Source organism: Capnocytophaga felis (assembly GCF_009684755.1).
GTDB classification, from domain to species: domain Bacteria; phylum Bacteroidota; class Bacteroidia; order Flavobacteriales; family Flavobacteriaceae; genus Capnocytophaga; species Capnocytophaga felis.
In genome coordinates this window covers 1-19,947 of the sequence record NZ_BLBC01000011.1, presented here as the reverse complement: position 1 = coordinate 19,947, position 19,947 = coordinate 1, and the positions used below count along the sequence as shown (strand labels likewise).

Genomic DNA, 19,947 nt, shown 5'->3' with positions numbered 1-19,947 from the left:
AAAACGTAATTTTCACCTAAGAAACGTTTTAAATTTATTTTTCTCGCTTTTTTGCTTCCTCAACAGTAATTTTCTTCCCGTTGGAATAGGCAACTATGTAGGCATCTTTGTAACCTTTTTTTTTGGCTTTGGAAAGTAAAGACAAGGCTTCGTGATGTTTTTTCACATTCCCATAGAAATAACAATATATCTTCCCGATTTTCTCGGAAGATACGGGAGATAATCCTTTGAAATTAAAGGGTTTTGCTTCCAATTTTTTAGGGCTTGATGAAATTTGAACTTTGTAAACGATATCCGATTTTTTTGCTTTTACATTGCCTTTCTTTACACTTTTTGTGGCGATTGGAGTTTTGGAAACTTTGACTGCAGAAACGGAATCGTCCGGAGAAATGTGTGAACTACGTGCCTGAACCCAATTTTTATACGACAAGATGGCATTCGCAATATTTTTTGCAAACTCGTTCTGTCCTTTTTTTGAAGCCAAGAACTTTTGCTCCTCGGCGTTTGATAAAAATGCTGTTTCGATGAGAATGCTCGGCATATAGGTTTGGTGCAGTACGATAAATCCCGCTTGTTTCACGCCTCTGTTAAAACGTTTCATTTCGTTGATGAAATTGTTTTGAACATATTTGGCAAGTTGTATGCTTTGTTCCAAAAATTCTTCCTGCATTATTGACAATCCGATGAATGATTCCGGAGAGTTGATGTTGTAGCCGGCGTATTTCTTTTCGTAGTTGTCTTCCAAGTAAATTACTTCATTTTCTACTTTGGCAACCTCAAAGTTTTGCTCGTTGGCGTGAAGTCCCAGTACGAAAGTTTCAGCTCCTTGTGCCGTTTTTTTGTCAGCAGCATTACAGTGAACAGAAACGAAAATATCCGCTTTGGCTTTATTGGCGATAGCTCCACGTTCATAGAGGTCAACAAAGACATCTGTTTTTCGGGTATAAATTACTTTAATGTCAGGGTGTTGTTCTAATATTCTTCCCATTTCCAAAACGATATTCAAAACCACATCTTTTTCGTATATTCTGCCGGGAGCCACCTTTCCGGGGTCTTTTCCTCCGTGACCAGCATCCAGTACTACTTTAAAAACAGGTTTCTTCTGAGAAAAAGCAACATTGTACGAAGCAATTACAAAAAAAAGTATATAAAATAGATATTTCATTCTGTTTAAATCACAATTATTTCTTTTCGGACTAACTGATTTTTTGCAAAAGTAAAAAAATAACTCGAAAGTTAAAAAGCTTTTGAACTTCGGGTTTTGTCATTGTTCTTATTTTCTTACTTTTGCCGAAATCACACATTGAGAATGCTTAAAAAATTATTCAAGGATTATCGTTTTATCACCATTTTATGGTTTGGGCTGGCGTTTGCCACCGTTATTCAGAATGTTTTCATACGTGGAAAGTACAATAATTACCTGATTTTTAAAGGGGTTTTTTGGCATACGATTGAGAAACTGTCGCTTTACGTGGAGTATCCTGCCGAGTACTTTGATGTGAATCATTATGGGATTTTGTTCAGTGCGGTGATTGCTCCGTTTGCCGTTCTGCCCAATTGGTTAGGCGTTTCGTTGTGGATTATGGCAAATACTTTCTTTCTGTACTGGGCAATTAAGCAACTGCCTTTGGGGAAAACCGCCATTATCGGGATTTTGCTCATCGCTGCTCACGATTTGTACACCGCTGCCGCAATGCAACAGTTTAACATCAGCATTATTGCCTTACTTGTCGCCGCCTATGTGTTCATTCACAAGGGGAAAGACCATTGGGCAACGCTTTTTATCGTCATTGGGATTTTAACGAAGCTCTATGGCATCGTAGGCTTGGCGTTTTTCTTCTTTTCGAAGAACAAAATCCGTTTTGTGTGGACGGGAATCGTGTGGATGATTGTACTCTTCTGCCTCCCGATGATTTATTCCTCTCCGCAATACGTCATTTCGCAATATCAGCAGTGGTTTGAGCGTTTGGCGATGAAAAACAACTCCAATTTGAACACAATAAGCTATAATTTGCAGAATCTTTCCTTTTTGGGTTTCCTACAACGCACAGGAATATACAATAACAATTTGATTGTTATCCTAATAGGCTTGGTTTTGTTCTCACTTCCTTACTTGCGGATTTCACAGTATAGGCATACGAACTTCCGGCTGATGTTTTTGGCTTCGGTGAGTTTGTTTTTGTGTTTATTTAGCACGGGAACGGAGAACAGCACTTACATAATTGCGTATGTTGGCATCGGAATTTGGTTTATGGTCAGCCCCAATAAGCACAAAAAATTAAAAATAACCTTACTGGTTTTGGCAATCTTGGCTTCGCTTTCTCCAACGGACTTATTCAAGCCGTTAAAAGAGGGATATATCATTAAATATGCCTTACGTGCCATTCCGCCGGCTATGATTTGGCTTACAATGATTTATGAGATGTGTTTTTTGGACTATAATCAGGAAAAACAGACTGAACAACACCTCGAAAAATAACATATTATAAACGAAGATAACAGCAACATAACACCCTTCAAACTATGCAAAAAAAGAAAATCGATATTGTCGTTCCTTGTTACAACGAAAATGAAAATATATTTGTTTTGTATGACGCTATTCAGGCGGTTTTTGTTCGGGAACACCTCGAAAAATACGATTATACGCTCATTTTTGTAAATGACGGAAGTTTGGATAATACGCTCGAACATTTGAAAAAGCTAAGCTCTCAGAAAGAAAATGTAAAATACCTTTCTTTTTCAAGGAATTTCGGGCATCAATTGGCTGTAAAAGCAGGACTTGACCACGCTTTTGCAGATGCGGTCATTTCTATGGATGCCGATTTGCAACATCCTCCGGAACTTATCCCCAAACTCATCAGAGAGTGGGAGGAAGGCAATCAAGTTGTGGCAACAATCCGTACATATCCTAACGATATACCTAAGAAAAAGAAGAAAACCTCCAAATATTTCTACAAAATGTTGAACTTAATCTCCGATGTGAAGATAAAGGAAGGTTCGGCTGATTTTAGATTGTTGGACAAATCAGTAGTGGAGGTCATTCGCTCAATGGAAGAAAACGAGCCTTTCCTTAGGGGAATTGTTCCTTGGGTTGGCTTTCGTCAGACCTACATTCCGTATGTGGCTCAGCGTCGGTTTTCGGGCGAGACCAAGTACACGGTCAAAAAAATGCTCCATTTGGCGTTGGTAGGCGTTACGGCTTTCAGTGTGAAGCCTTTGTATTTCGCTGTTTATTTGGGGTTTACCTTTTCGTTGCTTTCGCTTTTGTATATTCCGTATGTGATTTGGTCGTTTGTTAGCGGGACAGAGATTTCGGGCTGGGCATCGCTGATAATGACTATCGTTTTTTTCGGCGGATTGCAACTTATCATATTGGGAATCATCGGGATTTATGTCGGAAAGATATTCAAGCAAACCAAATCCAGACCTAATTACATTATTTCCGAAAAGAAATTTTAAAATTCCATAAGGTTTACTTTCATTCCCGCAGATTATAAACATTTTACCGGAAACAAATCAATCCTGACCGATAGGAAATCAATTTTTACCGACAATAAATGAATTATGATTGGTAACAAATGAATTTTTACTGATAGAAAATCAATCTCGCCCGATAAGAAATAAATTTTTACCGATAAGAAATAAATTCCGACTGGATATTAATCAATTCTAACCGACAATAAATGGGGTATGACCGATAAGAAATGAATTTTTACCGATAATAAATGGATTCCGACTGATGATAAATGAGTTTTTACCGGTAAAAATCCATTTCTGTGAGGAAAAAAGTAGTGTATTTTAAGTTTTAATCGATAAAAATGAAGTAGAAAGTTATAAAATACGGGTAATGATACAGATATTTTCGGTAAATAATAATTTCTTGAAGAGAAAAAATCAAAAAAGTAGGATTAATTACAAAAAAATAAAGGTATGGATTCCTTTGATTACAGAAAAGATTATTTAAAAATCGTTATCGACTTGCGAAATGTAAAGACGGAAAGAAGTTTTTTGCTAAAAATGCAGGAAATGCTTGGACTTCCTTCTTATTTTTGGTTGAGTTTCAATTCTCTGGACGATTGTATGCTGTCTCTGGAATGGATTGATGAGCGTCAGGTTGAGATTGAATTTCTTCATCTGTCAGAAATACAAAAAGTGAACAATCCGCTGTATATCAGTATAAAAGAATCCTTGGAAATGTATCAAAATTATTGGCATAAAAAGCAAGACAAACAAGTTAGTTTTAGTTTTTGATGAAATAAATTAGGTGTATATTTGCATTTTCTTTTAAAAAGAACGTTACTCACAGAAAAATATTCTCGTAAAAATGGTTTACCTTTCATTCGACATAGAAGAATTTGATATGCCAAAGGAATATGGCTACAACATTGATTTTGAAAGACAAATACGCATTTCTCGCGAAGGATTGACAGCAATTCTGGATTTGCTCAAACGCTACGATGCCAAAGCCACTTTCTTTTCAACGGTGGTTTTTGCCAGAGAAGTTCCCGACCTGATAGAACGGCTTTTGGCAGAAGGACACGAATTGGCTTCCCATACGTTTTTCCATTCCGAGTTTGAGAACGCACACCTTAAGCAATCGAAAGAAACGCTGGAAAAGGAGTTCAACACTGTCATAAAAGGATTGCGAATGCCGAGAATGGCGGAAGTTTGCTCGCAAGAGGTGAAAAAGGCTGGTTACGAATATAATTCGTCCGTTAACCCTACAATGTTACCCGGGAGATATAACAAATTGCACGTTTCCAAGCGGTTATTTATTGAAGAGGAATTGTTACAGATTCCTGCTGCGGTGAGTCCGTTGTTTCGCATTCCGCTTTTTTGGCTTTCCTTTCATAATTTTCCGCAATGGTTTTATCATTTTCTTTTAAAAAGAACGATGCAACGCAGAGGATACGCAACGTTGTATTTTCACCCGTGGGAATTTACCGATTTACACCAAAAAGAATTTAACTTCCCCGGTTATGTAATGCGAAATTCAGGCGACAAGATGATTTCCCGTTTTGAAAAATTGCTGAAATTCATCAGCCGAAACGGTTGGCAAACGGGCTTATACAAAAACTTGAAGGTCAATGAAGAAAAAAGATAGGTAAGAGTTCATTTCTGGTTAAGGCTTTCGGCAAACCGGAATGATTTCCTCCCGAACGATGCGGTATTTTTCTATTTCTTCATCGGAAAATTGCTGAGCATAACGGACTTCTTCCACTTCAAAGCCAATTTTTCGTAGCTTATCGAAGTAATCCATTCCGTAAATACGTACGTGGTCATACTGCCCAAAGATTCGGGTACGTTCATCGGGGTCAGTAATGCTGTCATCTTCAAAGGTAACCTCACGATTGTAGTCCTGCGGAATTTGAAAGATGCCCGTTCCTCCGGATTTCATTACTCTAAAGAGTTCACTCATAGCTTTTTTGTCATCGGGAATGTGTTCCAAAACGTGATTGCAGAGAATCAAATCAAATGTATTGTCATCAAAGGGCAGGTTGCATAAATCGGCTTTGACATCTGCCAAAGGAGAATGCAAATCGGTGGTGGTGTACGTCCATAGCGGTTGTTTTTTAAATCGTTTGTAGAAAGCCTGTTCGGGAGCTACGTGAAGTACGTTTAATTTTCGGGTGAAAAAGTCGGTTTCACGAGTAAGATAAAGCCACAACAGCCGATGCCTTTCCAATGACAAAGTGGAAGGGGAAAGTACGTTGGGGCGTTGCACGGCATAGCCGTAAGGCAAAAATTTGCGGAATTTTTTTCCGTCGATGGGGTCTTCATAGGTGTTTCCGCAAAAGTATAAACTAAGAAAAGGACGCACGCAATAGCTGGCTTTTATGAGCCAAGGTCGTGGAATTTTATTCAGTATCCAAGAAAAAATCAATGTGCTTCGGGGTTTAAAAAATTCTTTTGCAAAAGTACGGAAGTGTTTGAAAGTTTCAAAATGAATATTTTTTTTCGGGGGCAATTCTTTTATAATTTACAAAAAATAGTACTTTTGTGGTTTGTACATCAGAAAAATGTGTGCGGGAAATGAAAAAGATATCAGGAAAATATACATACTTTTTGGTTTTAATAGTAACAATGTCAGTGTTTTGGCAATGTGCAAGGAGAGGTTCGCCAACGGGAGGACCTAAGGACGAAAAACCTCCTGTTTTGCTCAGTGCCGAACCGAAATCGGGGGCTATACAATTCAATCGGAACAAAATACGCCTGACTTTTGATGAGTTTGTAGTCATCAAAGATTTACGCAAGCAACTCATTATCTCGCCACCGATGGAAAATTTCCCTATCATTTCGCCAATGTCGGCTTCTAAAAAACTGGATATAAACATTTCGGACACATTAAAGCCTAACACAACGTATGTTTTCAATTTCGGTAGCAGCATTCAGGATTACAATGAGGGGAATCCTTATCCTGATTTCAAATATGTTTTTTCCACAGGGGATTTTGTTGATTCATTGAAGGTTAAGGGCAAGATAAAAGATGCACTTAAACCCAATCCGGATAATTTTGTAACTGTAATGCTGTACGAATACAACGAAAATTATAAAGATTCGTTAGTGTATAAAAGTAAGCCAACTTATGTTACAAATACGCTTGATAGTCTTGAAACTTTTCAGTTGAATTATCTGCGAAAAGGCAAATATGTTATGGTGGCTCTGAAAGACAAAAATAATAACTATCGTTTTGACCAGAAGGAAGATAAAATAGCGTTTTGGAATGAACCTATTTCCGTGGAAGATAAAGATACATTACCCTCTTATGAGCTTACCTTATTCAAGGAAATTTTAAATTACAAAGCGGCACGCCCTTCGCAAGCATCTGATAACAGAATTGTATTTGGTTTTGAGGGAAGTACTGACAGCGTGCAAATTAAGACTATCTCGGCAACGAAAGGAGACTTTAAATACATCATCTCGAAAGAGCCTGAAAAAGATACTTTGAACTTTTGGTTCTCACCAAAACAATCTGATTCTTTGTTATTTGCGGTGCAGCGAAGCCAAAAGATAGATACATTCAAAGTTCGGCTTAAAACGATGAAACCTGACAGTTTACAAATATCTAATAACTTTTCGGGAGAATTGCCAATGGGTAAAAATTTCGCTTGGAAATCAAATATTCCGATAACAAAAGTGGATAGCAGCAAAATTAGAGTTTTCGGAAAAGATTCGTTGGAAATTCCTTTCAAAACAAAATTGGACAAAGATAAGTTAAAATATTCCCTTTTGTTTGACACGAAACATAACAGCTCGTACCGAATCGAAGCTCTGCCGGAAGCCATAACGGATTTTTTCGGTAACACTAACGATACTTTGCGAGTGAATTTGAGAACTAAAAAACTGGAAGATTATTCCATATTGAAACTGACTGTTAATAAAGAAATACAATTTCCTGTAATTTTGCAACTTACAAACGAAAAAGGAAGCAAAGTGGAGCAGGAACTGTATTTTGAATCTGCTCAAAAAGAGTATGTTTTTGAAAATGTAAACCCGAGCAAATATAAAGTCCGTATCATTGAGGACAGAAATGGTAACCGAATTTGGGATACGGGCAATTTTTTAAAACGTCGTCAACCCGAAAAAGTAATATATTTTCCTAATCTGATAGAACTCAGGGCGAATTGGGAAGTTGAGGAAGTTTGGGACGAATAAATTTTTATCTATTCAATGTAAAGAAATATGCAGAAAAGACCTTTAATTTTAGTAACCAACGATGACGGAATTACAGCTCCGGGCATTCGTTGTTTGATAAACATAATGAACGAAATAGGCGAAGTAGTTGTGGTGGCTCCCGATTCGCCTCAAAGTGGTATGGGACACGCTGTTACTTTGGATTCTACCTTGCACTGTGAACCCATACATATTGATAATGGAATACAAAGAGAATATACTTGTAGCGGAACGCCGGTGGATTGTGTGAAAATAGCTCGGCACGAGGTGTTAAAACGTACGCCTGATTTGTGCGTAAGCGGAATCAACCACGGTTCCAATTCTTCAATCAATGTAATTTACTCCGGAACGATGAGTGCAGCGGTTGAAGCCGGAATTGAGGGCGTTCCGGCAATTGGTTTTTCATTGTTGGATTACAGTTGGGAAGCTGACTTTGAAGAATCCCGCGATTTTGTAAAAAGAATCGCATTGAATGTATTGAAAAACGGACTTCCAAAAGGAGTAGTGCTAAATGTGAACATTCCAAAATTGAAAAGAGAAGAAATCAAAGGAATCCGAATCTGTCGCCAAGCTCAGGCTCGCTGGCAGGAAAAATTTGACCGAAGAATTAGTCCGCAGGGAAGAACGTATTATTGGATGACAGGTAAGTTCATTAATGAAGATATTGGAGAAGATACCGATGAATGGGCTTTGGCTAATGGTTATGTGTCTGTAGTTCCGATAAAATTTGATTTAACGGCTTACAACGTTATTGAACAACTTGACAAATGGTAACAAAAATTGAAGGTTTTGTTAAAGAAAAGTTATCTGTATTAAGGTGATACTTAAAAATGTTATTTTTTTTTCTATGTGTGGAAAAAGAAATATTTTTGCGAAAATAATTCTGGTTGAAGGTTAAAAAATATATGAGAAATAAGTATGTAATTGATTTGTGAATTGACATATTATTTTTTGTGTTTTTTTAACCTTATTTTTTTATTTATGATGAGGAGAATATTTCTAATACTAGCTTTTTTTGTTGTATCCCAATGGGCTGCGGGACAATGTTATGATATTAATAGCTTTAAGCTAACTTCTTCAGAATCTGTTTGTCTTGCAAACGGACAAGTTTCAGTGGAGCTTCCTAAAGCAAGTGCGGGGTGTACTGCTTCGCTTACGGTAGAATTGAAAATGCCCAGTGGAAATACAGGCGGATTAAAACATAACATTGCCTTGGGACAAACCGTTACTTTTGACGATTTGGCAGCGGGGGATTACTCTGTTATTCTGCACGATTTGTCCGGAGTTTCTTCCAATCCCAAATCAATCAACGTGGCAGGGACTTACTCAAAGATGGTTATCAACAACTTATCGTTGTGTGGAGCCACAATGTCCAGAACAAGTACAACCTCACCTGTTTTTTCACAAGAAAACGGAACTATTGATTTCACAATTGTGGGAGGAACAGGCATAGGGACAGATTTTCAAGTAAGTTTGGAAGATGAAAATGGCAATATATTGGTGCCGGTGAGGAATGTAGCACGCCCTAATGCATCGACTAATTTTACGTACACATTAACAAAGGAATCGCCTACAGATAGGATACCTTCAGGCATAAAAGCATTTTTGGTAGTAAAGAATATAGTTCCAAGTAATATCAGAAATTGTGAAGAAGACATTAAAAAAGTAGAAATAACGATGCCTCCTGCTGTATATATGCCGGGCTCATACAACATAGTTTGGGGAGCTTTAGCTTTACGTGCGGAAGAAGATTGTAAATACAGTTTTGGTATAAATATTCGAAGAGCTGATGGAGAAACAGTTCATCATAATGGAGGTTGCCACACAAACGAAATATTAAACCATTTCAGAGCCACAGGAAGAGCCAAAATTGAAGTAATAAACTCATCTGACCCAAGTAGAGTTGGGAAGGTTGATAATCTTGACTATTATAGCATAAATCCTCCCAGAGGATTTAATGGTTGGGGATACCGAACGCTTCCAGTTTATTTGAGTGGAGATGAACTGAAGATTACTGTTGATGATGGTTTTGGAACAGTTTTACAACGACATTTTACATTAGATGTTACTCCGGTGGGAGGATTTGCTTTATCCAATTCCTCATCTGAACCTAATTCTTGTAGTCCCCACCTAAGAATAAAAACCTCATTTAGCAATTCCGAAATAAAAAAATTACCAAGTTTATTACCTGATGGCGGAACTGTACCAATAACAGGATACCAGTGGGCAAATGCTTATACAAAATCAAATTGGATTTTAGGGAAATTCAAATATGAAGTTGAGAAAGAAATATCCGCAGGAACTTTTTCTAAGGTTACTCATACGGAAATTGATTATAATCTCATCGATGTAACTCGACACGGAACAGGTACATACCTAGTTCGTGTTGTTTCTGGAGCAGGTTGCCCTGTTCGGGAGCAAATTATTCGTAATGTCAATTACCTTTCTACCAATCGTTTTGAAAAGGCGTTTAATAGCATTCAAAAAAATCGAGGGATATATGAAGGAACTGCTTCTTTCAGAATGCCTATTCCAAGTGATTTCTATTACGTACATCCTTCCGACCCTCCCGGAACTGCAAGTAAGGCTAAATTAACAATCACACGAGTTGATGGGCAGACTTCTATGTCTTTCCCAACATCGTTGTTTTTTGAAGAGCCTGTAAATAAAACAATTAATTTTCCGATAGAAATACCTTTGATTTCGGAAACAATTAATTCCAATGGTGTAAATTTCGTAGGGCTTGGAGATTTTCCACTGGGAAAATACATTTTCAAATTGGAAGATGCTTGTGGCAGTGATCAAAAAGAAATTGAGTTTACGGAAGTAATGTCTTTTGGTTCAGGAAATAATCGTCCTTCTTATAAAGTGATAAAACAATGCGATACCAATGAAATTACATACACTTTAGGAAATGTAGCTCCTAACAGAAGATGGATACACGTGTATCTACAACGCAAAAATGCACGAGGAAACTGGGATACTGTTGATATTCAAAATTTCAGCTCTAATGGAACTTTTAACAATGTGGAAGCTGGAACATACAGATTGGAAACGCGGAATTATTATTATCCAACAATAACCACACCAGTTACTCCTTTGGAATATATGTGGACACTATTACCACCTTTTGCAAATTTTCCTTTGACGGGACTCAAAACACCAAATAATCCGTATATACTTCAGGAGGCAAGAGGTTATTCTCCTAATATTGAAATAGAACCACGTAGTTTTCAGCCTTATGTATCTACTATTTCTTGTGGAACTACTGATGGTTCGGGAATGGTTCTCATAGATTTATCGCTGAGTGATTTGGCTGATGAAGATATTACTTATACTTTGTATAAAGAAGAAACAAACGGTACTAAGACTTCTATCAAATCTGAAACGCTTTCACCAACAGTGAAAACTCATTCTTTCCAAAACTTAAATAACGGCAAGTACATTGTAGAGATTAAGAATAGCTGTTTTGATTATACATCGCAGTTGGTGGAGGTTGATTCTGACGCTGTATTCCAACTTGGAGTTGATGCTTCTCAAAATATTTGTCCGGGAGATATGGCTACTATGGAAGTAAATGTTTCTCCAGCGTTATTTGATATTGAATGGTTTAGAATAAATCCTAATACGGGAGCGAAAGAAGGTCCTTTGGGAATCGGACAAAAAATACTTACAGAGGCTGTACATACCCAGACAACCTATGAGGTAACGGTAAAACTTAAAAATCATTTTGGATGTAACTCAAATTCAGGAAGTACACAAACAGCAACAATTACAATAATAGATGATAGAGACGCTCCCCAAATCGTTACATTTCCGGATAATCAGACTCATATCATACCGGCAGGACTTTGTGCAGTAAGTAACATTACTTGGCAGGAGCCTACCTATACAGATATTTGCCCTAATACAGTAACAGTTGCTTCAACACATACACAGCCGTTGGAGCTTACTGTGGGGGTACATTCCGTAGTTTATACTTTTACAGATGCTTTAGGAAATACAGCTTCGAGGACATTGGTTATCACAATTAATGAACCTGAGTTAGAATCTTCTCTGACAGATAAATATACCGATGGAGGAGCAAATGAATTGACAGAATTAACAGCCGATCAGTTGTTCTACTATGAAGTGAGTTACCAAAACATAGGGCAAGAAATCATATCAAAAGCCGAATTAACCGTACAGTTGCCAAACAATTCAAATGTGGAGCCATCGACAGCACATTCTGTTGATGTTTCGGTAGCCGGAACGGGAACTACTTTTGTATACGATTCGGCTAATAAGTCATATACTTTCACAATTCCGAATTATCCGGCAATGGGAGGAAAAGTTAGGATTCCTTTGCAACTTACAGGAGGTCAGGAAGAAGCGGGTAAACCTTGTATGAATCTTCTTGAGTTTACTTCTGTAATAAAATACGAAGGAGGAGGAGTAGCTTGTTTGCGAAATGATACGAGAACAGTTTCTTCGACCATTGAAATTAATACTTCAGAATATAGAAAAGAAGCGATTTTCTGTACGGAAACTCCTCTTGAGGCACAAGCAGGATTTACAGGTTATCAGTGGTTTAGAGGAAATACAAAACTTGTAGGTAAAACTAAAAGAACGTACACGCCCAACGCGTCTGATACTTACACAGTAGAAAAATATATTCTTTGTGGAACAAAAACAGTAACAAGTTTTGAAATTTTTGATTTTAAAACTCCTGTGGAAATCAGGGATATAACAGTAATAAGAGATAAGGTAAATTGTGTAGATAAAGGACAATTGAGAATCGATACAACGGTAGAAGGTTTGGCTCCTTACCGATATATGGCTCGATTAAGTACAGAACCATTCCCTACCGAAGCAGATTTTACCACGCCAAGTTCAACAGATGTAGTAACAAATTTTGGAGACAATATTTTGGATTTACCGGTAGGGACTTACAAAGTTTATGTGCTGGATAGCAAAGGCTGTATCAAAGAATACACACAAAGAACATTTACAATTAGTCAGGCACTTCAGCCATCGATAGATAATATTGAGGTTGATGTATGCAATCCTTCAAACGGGAAAAATAATGTGAATGTTAATATCACTTTCGGGGAACCTACACTTACTCATTATTACGTGTTGGACGGAGCAAATCCGGTACAGATAAACGTAACGCCATTCACCATTCCGGAATTATCACCGGGTATTCATACTATAACTGTCCTTGATTCAGATAATTGTGGAGATACACGTACAATTACTGTAAATGCACCGGTTACGTTGGGAGTGGCAAGTGTTACGAGGGAGCTTTCTTGTAAAAACCCAACGGCAGCACAAATTACTTTGGCAGATATTTCAGGAGGAACAGGTATCTATACCTATGAGCTTGTTCAGGTGATAGACAGAGCAAATAATTCATACGTAACTGTGTCCACATCAACAGTAACGATTCCTTCAAATACATCAACTTCTGTAACAGTAGATGTTTCATCGGTTGGCGAGTATGAATTCCGAGTAAGAGATTCGCAAATGGCTTCTTGTACCACTCCAAAAATCAGTAATCCTGTTATTGTGGAAGCAGCCAAATTGCCGGAAATAGATGCACAGCAAACTAAGATAACTTCTGAATCTTGTTACAAACAATCCGAAGGAAGTATCGAATTGGTGGCAATATCAGCAACTTTGGAGCCGATTGATTTTAAAATAATTCAGATGAAGGATTTGACAACAGGAATAGTAACCCCTACAGTGATTACACCGGCGTCATCTTCAGCGAATACAGCAAAATTTACAAATTTATCGGGAACAATTACAGGAATTGAGTACACAATAGAGCTAACGGGAAATAACGGATGTAAACAGCAAATACGAGAAGTTGTTAAGTCGAATCCGTCTGTTTTGGCAAATAACGCTTTGAGTACTACGCAACTGTCGTGTGCTACAAATTCTAATTTAGAAGCAGTAATTTCCTTCGATGTGAATCAAATAAGTGGGGGAGTACCTCCATACACTTGGGAATTTTTCAACAAAACAACAGGAACTTCCATAGGAGGAAATAATCAATCAACTATTTCCGTTACAGATATTAATGGAGGAACTTTTTATGTAGAAGTAAGAGATTCTGCGGGATGTGCCACAAATACAAATGAAGTAACGATTAATCCTTCTTTCAGTTTATCGAATGTTGTAGCAACTGTTGCCAATCCGGTAACTTGTTTGGTGAATGAACGAATTTCGGTAAATGTTACAGCCACCCCGAATTACGTTTCAGGAACAGAACTTCGGTTCACTGCAAAAAGATTAAGTGATAACTTCACAGTAAGCGAAACGTATTCATCAACAACAGCTACAAACTCTGTAAATTACACTTTTACAAGTTTGTTGCCGACAGGTGATTATGAAATAACGGTTGAAAATTTGGCTACGAATTGCAGCGTAAAAGGCACTCATCAAGTAGGAGATTTAACAGATAAGTTTGAAATTAGCAAATCAAATGAAAGGCAACCTTCTTGTTATCAGGGAAATGATGGGAGAATAACACTTACTTTTGTAGATAAAAAGCCAAATGTTGGAGGAAATAAAGCTACCGAAGGATTTACTTATACAATTACGCATCAGACTACAAATCAGGTAGTAACAGGAGTTGTTCCTGTTGGAGAATCAGTTTTAGAGGTTTTGAACTTGGCTGGTGGAGATTATCGTATTGATGCAATTTCAAAAGCAAATGGTTGTTCGGTAGGTACTTTATTTACGATACCTCAGGCAGCTTCAGAAATTGTTGTTAAAGCGACTCCGGTAACTCCGCAAGTAAGTTGCGAAACTAATAAAGGAGATATTTCTGTTGAGATTGTAAGTGGAGGAAAAGCTCCTTACGTGGTAACTTTGTCTTCTGCTACGGAAAATGTAACACAAACAATTCAAGATAATTCAATCGTATTCCAAGGGTTATCAGCAGGTATTTACACAATCGCTCTAACAGACGGATGGGGATGTTCAACCTACACAGGTACACAAACAGTTGAATTGAAAGCTCCTGAGGCAGTAGTTGCCAGCGTAACAACAACAAATGTAAGCTGTAATGGGCAAAACGACGGAAGGATAGTCGTTACGAATGTTAGCGGAGGTTCCGGCTCAAATATATTTACATATGAATTGGAAAGCGGAACAGAACCGAAAATAACGCAAGCATCAAATATTTTTGAAAACTTGAAGGCAGGTGCTTATGTGGTGACGGTTGTGGATAATATGGGGTGTAAAACCGTAACAAACACCACGATAACAGAACCTACTTTAATAGAAACGAAAATAGATGTAACAGCTTCTGACAGAATTGTTTGTTATGGAGATTCAGACGGTTATGTTAAAATTAAAGCTAAAGGAGGAACTCAACCTTATTCGATTGATATCTATACGAAGGAATCAAATAGCAGGGTTACGCCTGTTTCATACGTGACTCCAACTCCTCCAAATCCGGCATTAGCCTCAGAAGTAGAAATTACAACAGACCCGATTTTGCAATCAGGTGTTTACTATGCAAAAGTAACAGATGCTACTGGTTGTTCGGTAGTTACAAGTGAATTCACAATTGAGGAATTTCCTGATATTCAGCCCAAGGAAGTTTATCAAGATAAAACTTGTAATTCAAACGGACTTTATGACCCAATTGCGATAAGGTTTGCAAGCCCTGTGGATGCAAATAATACGTTTTATATTTTGAATGGCACTCGAGGCTCATTCTCAAGAGTAGAAGGAAATTACGGATTTATAGATAATTATGACAGAATGGTAGCAACTCAAACCTTAACGATAGAGTATGTAAAATCACATTCTGACGGGCAACAATTAGGAAAATGTACAAGTGCTGTCTCTACATTAACCGTTGAAGAAATCAAGGCTTTAACAGCGACAGAAGTCATCAACAATGGTTTGAACACTATTGAGGTAAAAGCTGAAGGAGGAGTAGCTCCGTACCGATATTCATTCAATAATGAAGACCAAGGAGATAATCCGGTATATATTGTAAAAGAAAGCGATCCGAAATACATTGACCCGATAACAAATGAGGTTAGCAGGGAAATTTCAGTTGAGGTAATGGATGATTTAGGCTGTACTTATACCTTTACAATAAGAAAAGTTTTCTATAATATTGTAATGCCGAATTTCTTTACTCCGGATGGTGATGGAATAAATGACAGATGGAAACCGAAAAATATTGAAAACTACCCAAAATCAAGGACTTACATTTTTGATAGAAATGGTAGAATAATGACAATATTAACACCTGTTGATTCTTGGGACGGAATGTACGAAGGCAAACATATGCCATCGGGTGATTATTGGTATATTTTAGAGCTTAATAAAGCAAAAGATAACCGAAAATTCTATGGTAATTTTACATTATACAGATAAATTTTAAATAATAAAAGGGGAGAGAAATTTTCCCTTTTTGTTTGTAGAAATAAAACATAATAAATGGAAAAAATGATTTTTGAACATTGTCCTAATTGTACTTCAACCGATGTTGAATTTCCGAATAATGTGCGTTTTCTCTGCCACGATTGTGGTTTTGTTTACTATCATAACATAGCAGCTGCGGTTGTTGTTGTGTTTAGGCATCAGGATAAAATTCTCTTCACGGTCAGAAATGTAGAACCTGACAAAGGAAAATTAGACTTGCCCGGAGGATTCATTGACCCGAATGAAAATGCAGAGCAAGCGGCTTGCCGTGAAGTTAAGGAGGAACTGGGGTTGGATATACAACCTTCACATTTGAAGTACGTTACAACTTTTCCGAATAACTATTTGTACAAAAATGTTCCTTATCGTACGATGGATATTTTCTTTGAATGTTCTCTCGAAGAAGCTGAACTAAAGGTCAATGCAGAAGATGAAATTCAGGCTTTAAAATGGATTTCCATAGAACGAATTGATTTAAATGAAATAGGATTTACATCAGTTAGAAACGTAATTGCAAGTCATTATAAGCGATAGAAAAAATTGTTTGTGAATTTTTTTAACAAGGAGTGAAAATTATATTAAAAATACTGAAATATTTTTTTGGTGTTTTTGAAAAAAGAATTATCTTTGCACTATGTAATACATAATACAGTAAGATGAAAAGTTTAATCGCTGCAACTTACGCTCCGATGGATTCAAAAGGAGTGGTTTCAACCAAGGTAGTTCCTCAATATGCCGATTTTTTGAGAAGAAATGGTGTTAAAGGCATTTTTGCAAATGGTTCTACGGGTGATTTTGCTTCGCTTTCTGTTGAAGAAAGAAAGGAAATTATTGAAGCGTGGGCAGAGCAAAAATCTCCAGACTTTTTCATTACCAATCACGTGGGAGACATCAACTTAAATCACGCTGTGGAATTGGCAAAACATTCTGCAGATAAGGTTGATGCAATCTCTACATTAGCACCTTTTTACTTCAAACCTAATCTTGAAAAATTAATAGATTATTGCAAAACTATTGCCGAAGCAGCTCCAAACATACCTTTTTACTATTACCATATTCCTGATTTGACGGGGGCTAATTTTGATATAACTCAATTTATGCAAAAAGCTAAGGAAGAAATTCCCACCTTTGCAGGGTTGAAGTTCACACAAAACAATATGATTCATTTTACCCAATCAAGATTTTACGATAATCAGGGATTTAATATTCTTTTTGGTGTAGATGAGGCTTTTTTACCAAGTTTACCTTTAGGAGCAACAGGTTGGGTAGGAAGTACTTACAATCATTTAGCGAAGCTTTATTTGACAATCAAAGAAAATTTTGAGAAAGGGAATAATGAGTTCGCTGCTGATTTACAACAAAAAGCTATAGAATTTGTGAACATTGTGGCTTCTTACGGAGGGTTTAACGGTGGTGGAAAGAGTTTTATGCGTTTGCTGGGGGTAGATTGCGGAAGTGCCAGATATCCTCACGTGACGTTAACTGCAAGTCAGTTGCAAGAAATTTACTCAAAATTGGAGAAATTAGGAATTACAGAATATTTATCAAAATAAGTAAATAACAAAGTTTTTTTCATAATTTTTATTTTTAAGTTTTCTTTTTTATTATTTTAAAAAACGATTGATGTGAATCAATCGTTTTATTTTTCTTATGAAAGCTATTATTGAAAAACAATAAGTGTTTTAATACTAATGTAAAGTAGTTTGTTGCTACAATTCTCTCTTTAAAGGTGTAGATGAAAGTGAGGATGTGATTTTAGGTTATTGAAAATCATTGAGTTTTTTCATTGCTTCTATAAGTGAATCGTGTATGTAGGTCATATCCGAATTGGGGTCTAATGTCCACACAGTATCGGTTTCTTCGGTGGTCTCTTCTGAAACCCAATCGGATTCATCGTACTCCGACAGTTCAAAAAGCCACCATAAATTGCCTTGCGGGTCGATGAAGCGGGCTAATTTCCCTCCATAAAAATCGGTAGGCTGGGTAGCAACAGTCGCTCCGAGTGATTCGGCGGTTGCAAGTTTTTTATCTATATGATTTACATAGACTTGCAAGAGTGAGGGCGTGTGTTTCCAACCTTGTTTTCGGTCAAAAATAATCATCGTAGTATCGCCAATGGTTACACTGCTATTAAAAATCTTTCCGTCGGATTGGCTGATTGCCAAAGCGTTTTTATCTTCTTGAGCATCAAAAACTTTCTCCAAAAACGAAATTAAAGCACGGGCATCTTGTGTGGCGATGAGGGCGTTTACGATGTGGCTTCCTTTGGGAACATTTACTTTTTCAGTCATTTTTCTACAAATTAAAAATTGAGGCAAAGCTACCCCGAATTTGTGTGCTGAAATTGTACCGAAACGACGAAAATTGGAGGTTCAACCATTCCCCTCATACCCCTCGTAATAATATGATTGTTCGATGCCTTTGAAAATGATTTCTCTATTTTCAACCTCATTGGTCAGGTTTTCTTTTAATAAAAATCGGATTTCTAAATCGTTTATTGGGCTTCGCTCCATAGCTTGCAGATAAAGTGTTTTATCCACAAATTGCCAATTCACTACTTTTTTAAGGTTCTTTTTCAGCATCATATCCAACCAAATACGCATACTTCTGCCGTTGCCTTCCATAAATGGATGAGCGATGTTCATTTCCACATACTTCTGAATGATTTCTTCAAACGAATTTTCAGGCATTTGCTCTATTTTTACCAAAATTTCGTTTAGATAAAGTGCTGTGGCAAATCGAAATCCGCCTTTTGAGATATTACTCGTCCTTATTTTTCCTGCAAAATCATACAATCCACCAAACAAATATTCGTGAATTTGTTGCAATCCCTTGGTAGTTCCGACTTCCATTTTATCAATAGCTCCACTTTCAAAAAGTTGATAAGCCTTGTGCAAACTTTCTTTATCAATATTTTTCATTGGTTAGATACACATTTTAGGCTGTAAAAGTACAATTATTTACTTTTTCTATACGAAAAGCCTTTACATTTTTAAGTCTTTTAACAAAAATTTCGGATTTTTTCCCGTAAACGCCTTAAAATCACGATTAAAATGAGCTTGGTCGTAGTAGCCAAATCGGTAAGCGATTTCGGTAAGGTTTTCTTGATTTTTGGTGTTTTGCAAGTATTGAAATACGCGTTCGAATCGTTTAATTTTGGTGTATTTTCGCAGAGAAAAACCCGTAAATTCTTTAAAATTTCGCTCAAACTGTCGCTGAGAAAGGCAAATCTCTTTGATAGAAACATCGCGACTTAGGAAATTGGTTTGTGATAACCATTTTTCGACAGATTGGTATTTCAGGGGCAAATCAGTCGCTTTTTGCATCAGAAAATTCGATAAAATATACACAAATTCGGGCAAGGTGTCGGATTTGAGTATTTTCTCTGTAAGTCGTTCGCCCTCGTAACCAAACAAATCCTGCAAAGAGATGCATTGCCCATCTAATGCCATTGCAGGAATTTTACAAGTCAGCAAAAAAACAGACGGACGCACTCGAACTCCAAAAAGTTTGGCTTTTGGGAGAACAGCTTCGTAATTGTTAAATATCGTTTTTTGACCGAAAATCATTCCACTTTCGGATAATTCTTCCCGATTTTGCGTGTTTTTCATCGTCCCTTCGCAAAAGAAAACCCAATCGGTAAGTGTGGAGGCAGGCGAAATATATCGAAAATATTCGTCGGTCTCTGCAGCCCAAAAATAGTCTATGTATTTGCTTAAAAATGCGTTTGGTTTACTAATTTGGTATTTTGAAGTCGGCATCAAGATGGTTTTTAGGCAAAGTTAGAAATTTTTTCGCAATAAACTTAAAACTGATATTTCACACCTAAAACGACAT

Annotated in this window: 14 protein-coding genes; 9 read left to right on the top strand and 5 right to left on the bottom strand. The window is 37.1% G+C overall.

Annotated elements, in window-relative coordinates; translation table 11 throughout:
* Positions 1-34 precede the first annotated feature (34 nt).
* A complete protein-coding gene (locus GN105_RS08720) occupies positions 35-1,165 on the bottom strand; it encodes an N-acetylmuramoyl-L-alanine amidase family protein (RefSeq protein ID WP_155285021.1) in 1,131 nt (376 codons plus the stop codon).
* Positions 1,166-1,309: 144 nt separating this feature from the next.
* Here GN105_RS08720 and GN105_RS08715 point away from each other — a divergent pair, with 144 nt between their 5' ends.
* From GN105_RS08715 to GN105_RS08700, 4 genes are all read left to right on the top strand, one after another.
* Positions 1,310-2,479, top strand: a complete 1,170-nt coding sequence (locus tag GN105_RS08715) for a glycosyltransferase family 87 protein (RefSeq protein ID WP_155285020.1) — start codon at positions 1,310-1,312, stop codon at positions 2,477-2,479.
* Between the two features lie 44 nt (positions 2,480-2,523).
* Positions 2,524-3,459 carry a glycosyltransferase family 2 protein gene (locus GN105_RS08710; protein WP_155285019.1) on the top strand — a complete coding sequence of 312 codons (936 nt, stop codon included), beginning with the start codon at positions 2,524-2,526 and terminating at the stop codon, positions 3,457-3,459.
* A 471-nt stretch (positions 3,460-3,930) separates the two neighbouring features.
* Entirely contained in the window at positions 3,931-4,251 is a 321-nt protein-coding gene (locus GN105_RS08705) for a barstar family protein (protein WP_155285018.1), read from the top strand.
* A gap of 73 nt (positions 4,252-4,324) precedes the next feature.
* A complete protein-coding gene (locus GN105_RS08700) occupies positions 4,325-5,104 on the top strand; it encodes a polysaccharide deacetylase family protein (RefSeq protein ID WP_155285017.1) in 780 nt (259 codons plus the stop codon).
* 18 nt (positions 5,105-5,122) lie between these two features.
* Here the strand turns inward: GN105_RS08700 and GN105_RS08695 are convergent, their stop codons facing one another.
* A complete protein-coding gene (locus tag GN105_RS08695; protein ID WP_155285152.1) occupies positions 5,123-5,884 on the bottom strand; it encodes a class I SAM-dependent methyltransferase in 762 nt (253 codons plus the stop codon).
* A gap of 149 nt (positions 5,885-6,033) precedes the next feature.
* On the opposite strand from GN105_RS08695, the gene GN105_RS08690 reads away from it, so the two are divergent.
* From GN105_RS08690 to GN105_RS08670, 5 genes are all read left to right on the top strand, one after another.
* Positions 6,034-7,656 (top strand): Ig-like domain-containing domain, encoded by a 1,623-nt coding sequence (locus GN105_RS08690; protein ID WP_155285016.1) that lies wholly within the window; start codon positions 6,034-6,036, stop codon positions 7,654-7,656.
* 27 nt (positions 7,657-7,683) lie between these two features.
* Positions 7,684-8,448, top strand: a complete 765-nt coding sequence (gene surE / locus GN105_RS08685; RefSeq protein ID WP_155285015.1) for a 5'/3'-nucleotidase SurE — start codon at positions 7,684-7,686, stop codon at positions 8,446-8,448.
* A 207-nt stretch (positions 8,449-8,655) separates the two neighbouring features.
* On the top strand, positions 8,656-16,062 hold the full coding sequence (locus tag GN105_RS08680; RefSeq protein WP_155285014.1) for a T9SS type B sorting domain-containing protein: 7,407 nt from the start codon (positions 8,656-8,658) through the stop codon (positions 16,060-16,062).
* Positions 16,063-16,125: 63 nt separating this feature from the next.
* Complete coding sequence (locus GN105_RS08675) at positions 16,126-16,644, top strand: NUDIX hydrolase (RefSeq protein WP_155285013.1); 519 nt, start codon at positions 16,126-16,128, stop codon at positions 16,642-16,644.
* 122 nt (positions 16,645-16,766) lie between these two features.
* The gene (locus GN105_RS08670) at positions 16,767-17,663 is read left to right on the top strand and encodes a dihydrodipicolinate synthase family protein (RefSeq protein WP_155285012.1); all 897 of its coding nucleotides are present in this window, start codon (positions 16,767-16,769) and stop codon (positions 17,661-17,663) included.
* A 207-nt stretch (positions 17,664-17,870) separates the two neighbouring features.
* On the opposite strand, the gene GN105_RS08665 is transcribed toward GN105_RS08670, so the two are convergent.
* From GN105_RS08665 to GN105_RS08655, 3 genes are all read right to left on the bottom strand, one after another.
* The gene (locus GN105_RS08665) at positions 17,871-18,401 is read right to left on the bottom strand and encodes a VOC family protein (protein WP_155285011.1); all 531 of its coding nucleotides are present in this window, start codon (positions 18,399-18,401) and stop codon (positions 17,871-17,873) included.
* A gap of 81 nt (positions 18,402-18,482) precedes the next feature.
* Positions 18,483-19,031: a protein adenylyltransferase Fic gene (gene fic / locus GN105_RS08660; protein ID WP_155285010.1), complete on the bottom strand. Its 549-nt coding sequence runs from the start codon at positions 19,029-19,031 to the stop codon at positions 18,483-18,485.
* Between the two features lie 63 nt (positions 19,032-19,094).
* Entirely contained in the window at positions 19,095-19,871 is a 777-nt protein-coding gene (locus GN105_RS08655; RefSeq protein ID WP_155285009.1) for a helix-turn-helix domain-containing protein, read from the bottom strand.
* Between the last annotated feature and the right edge of the window lie 76 nt (positions 19,872-19,947).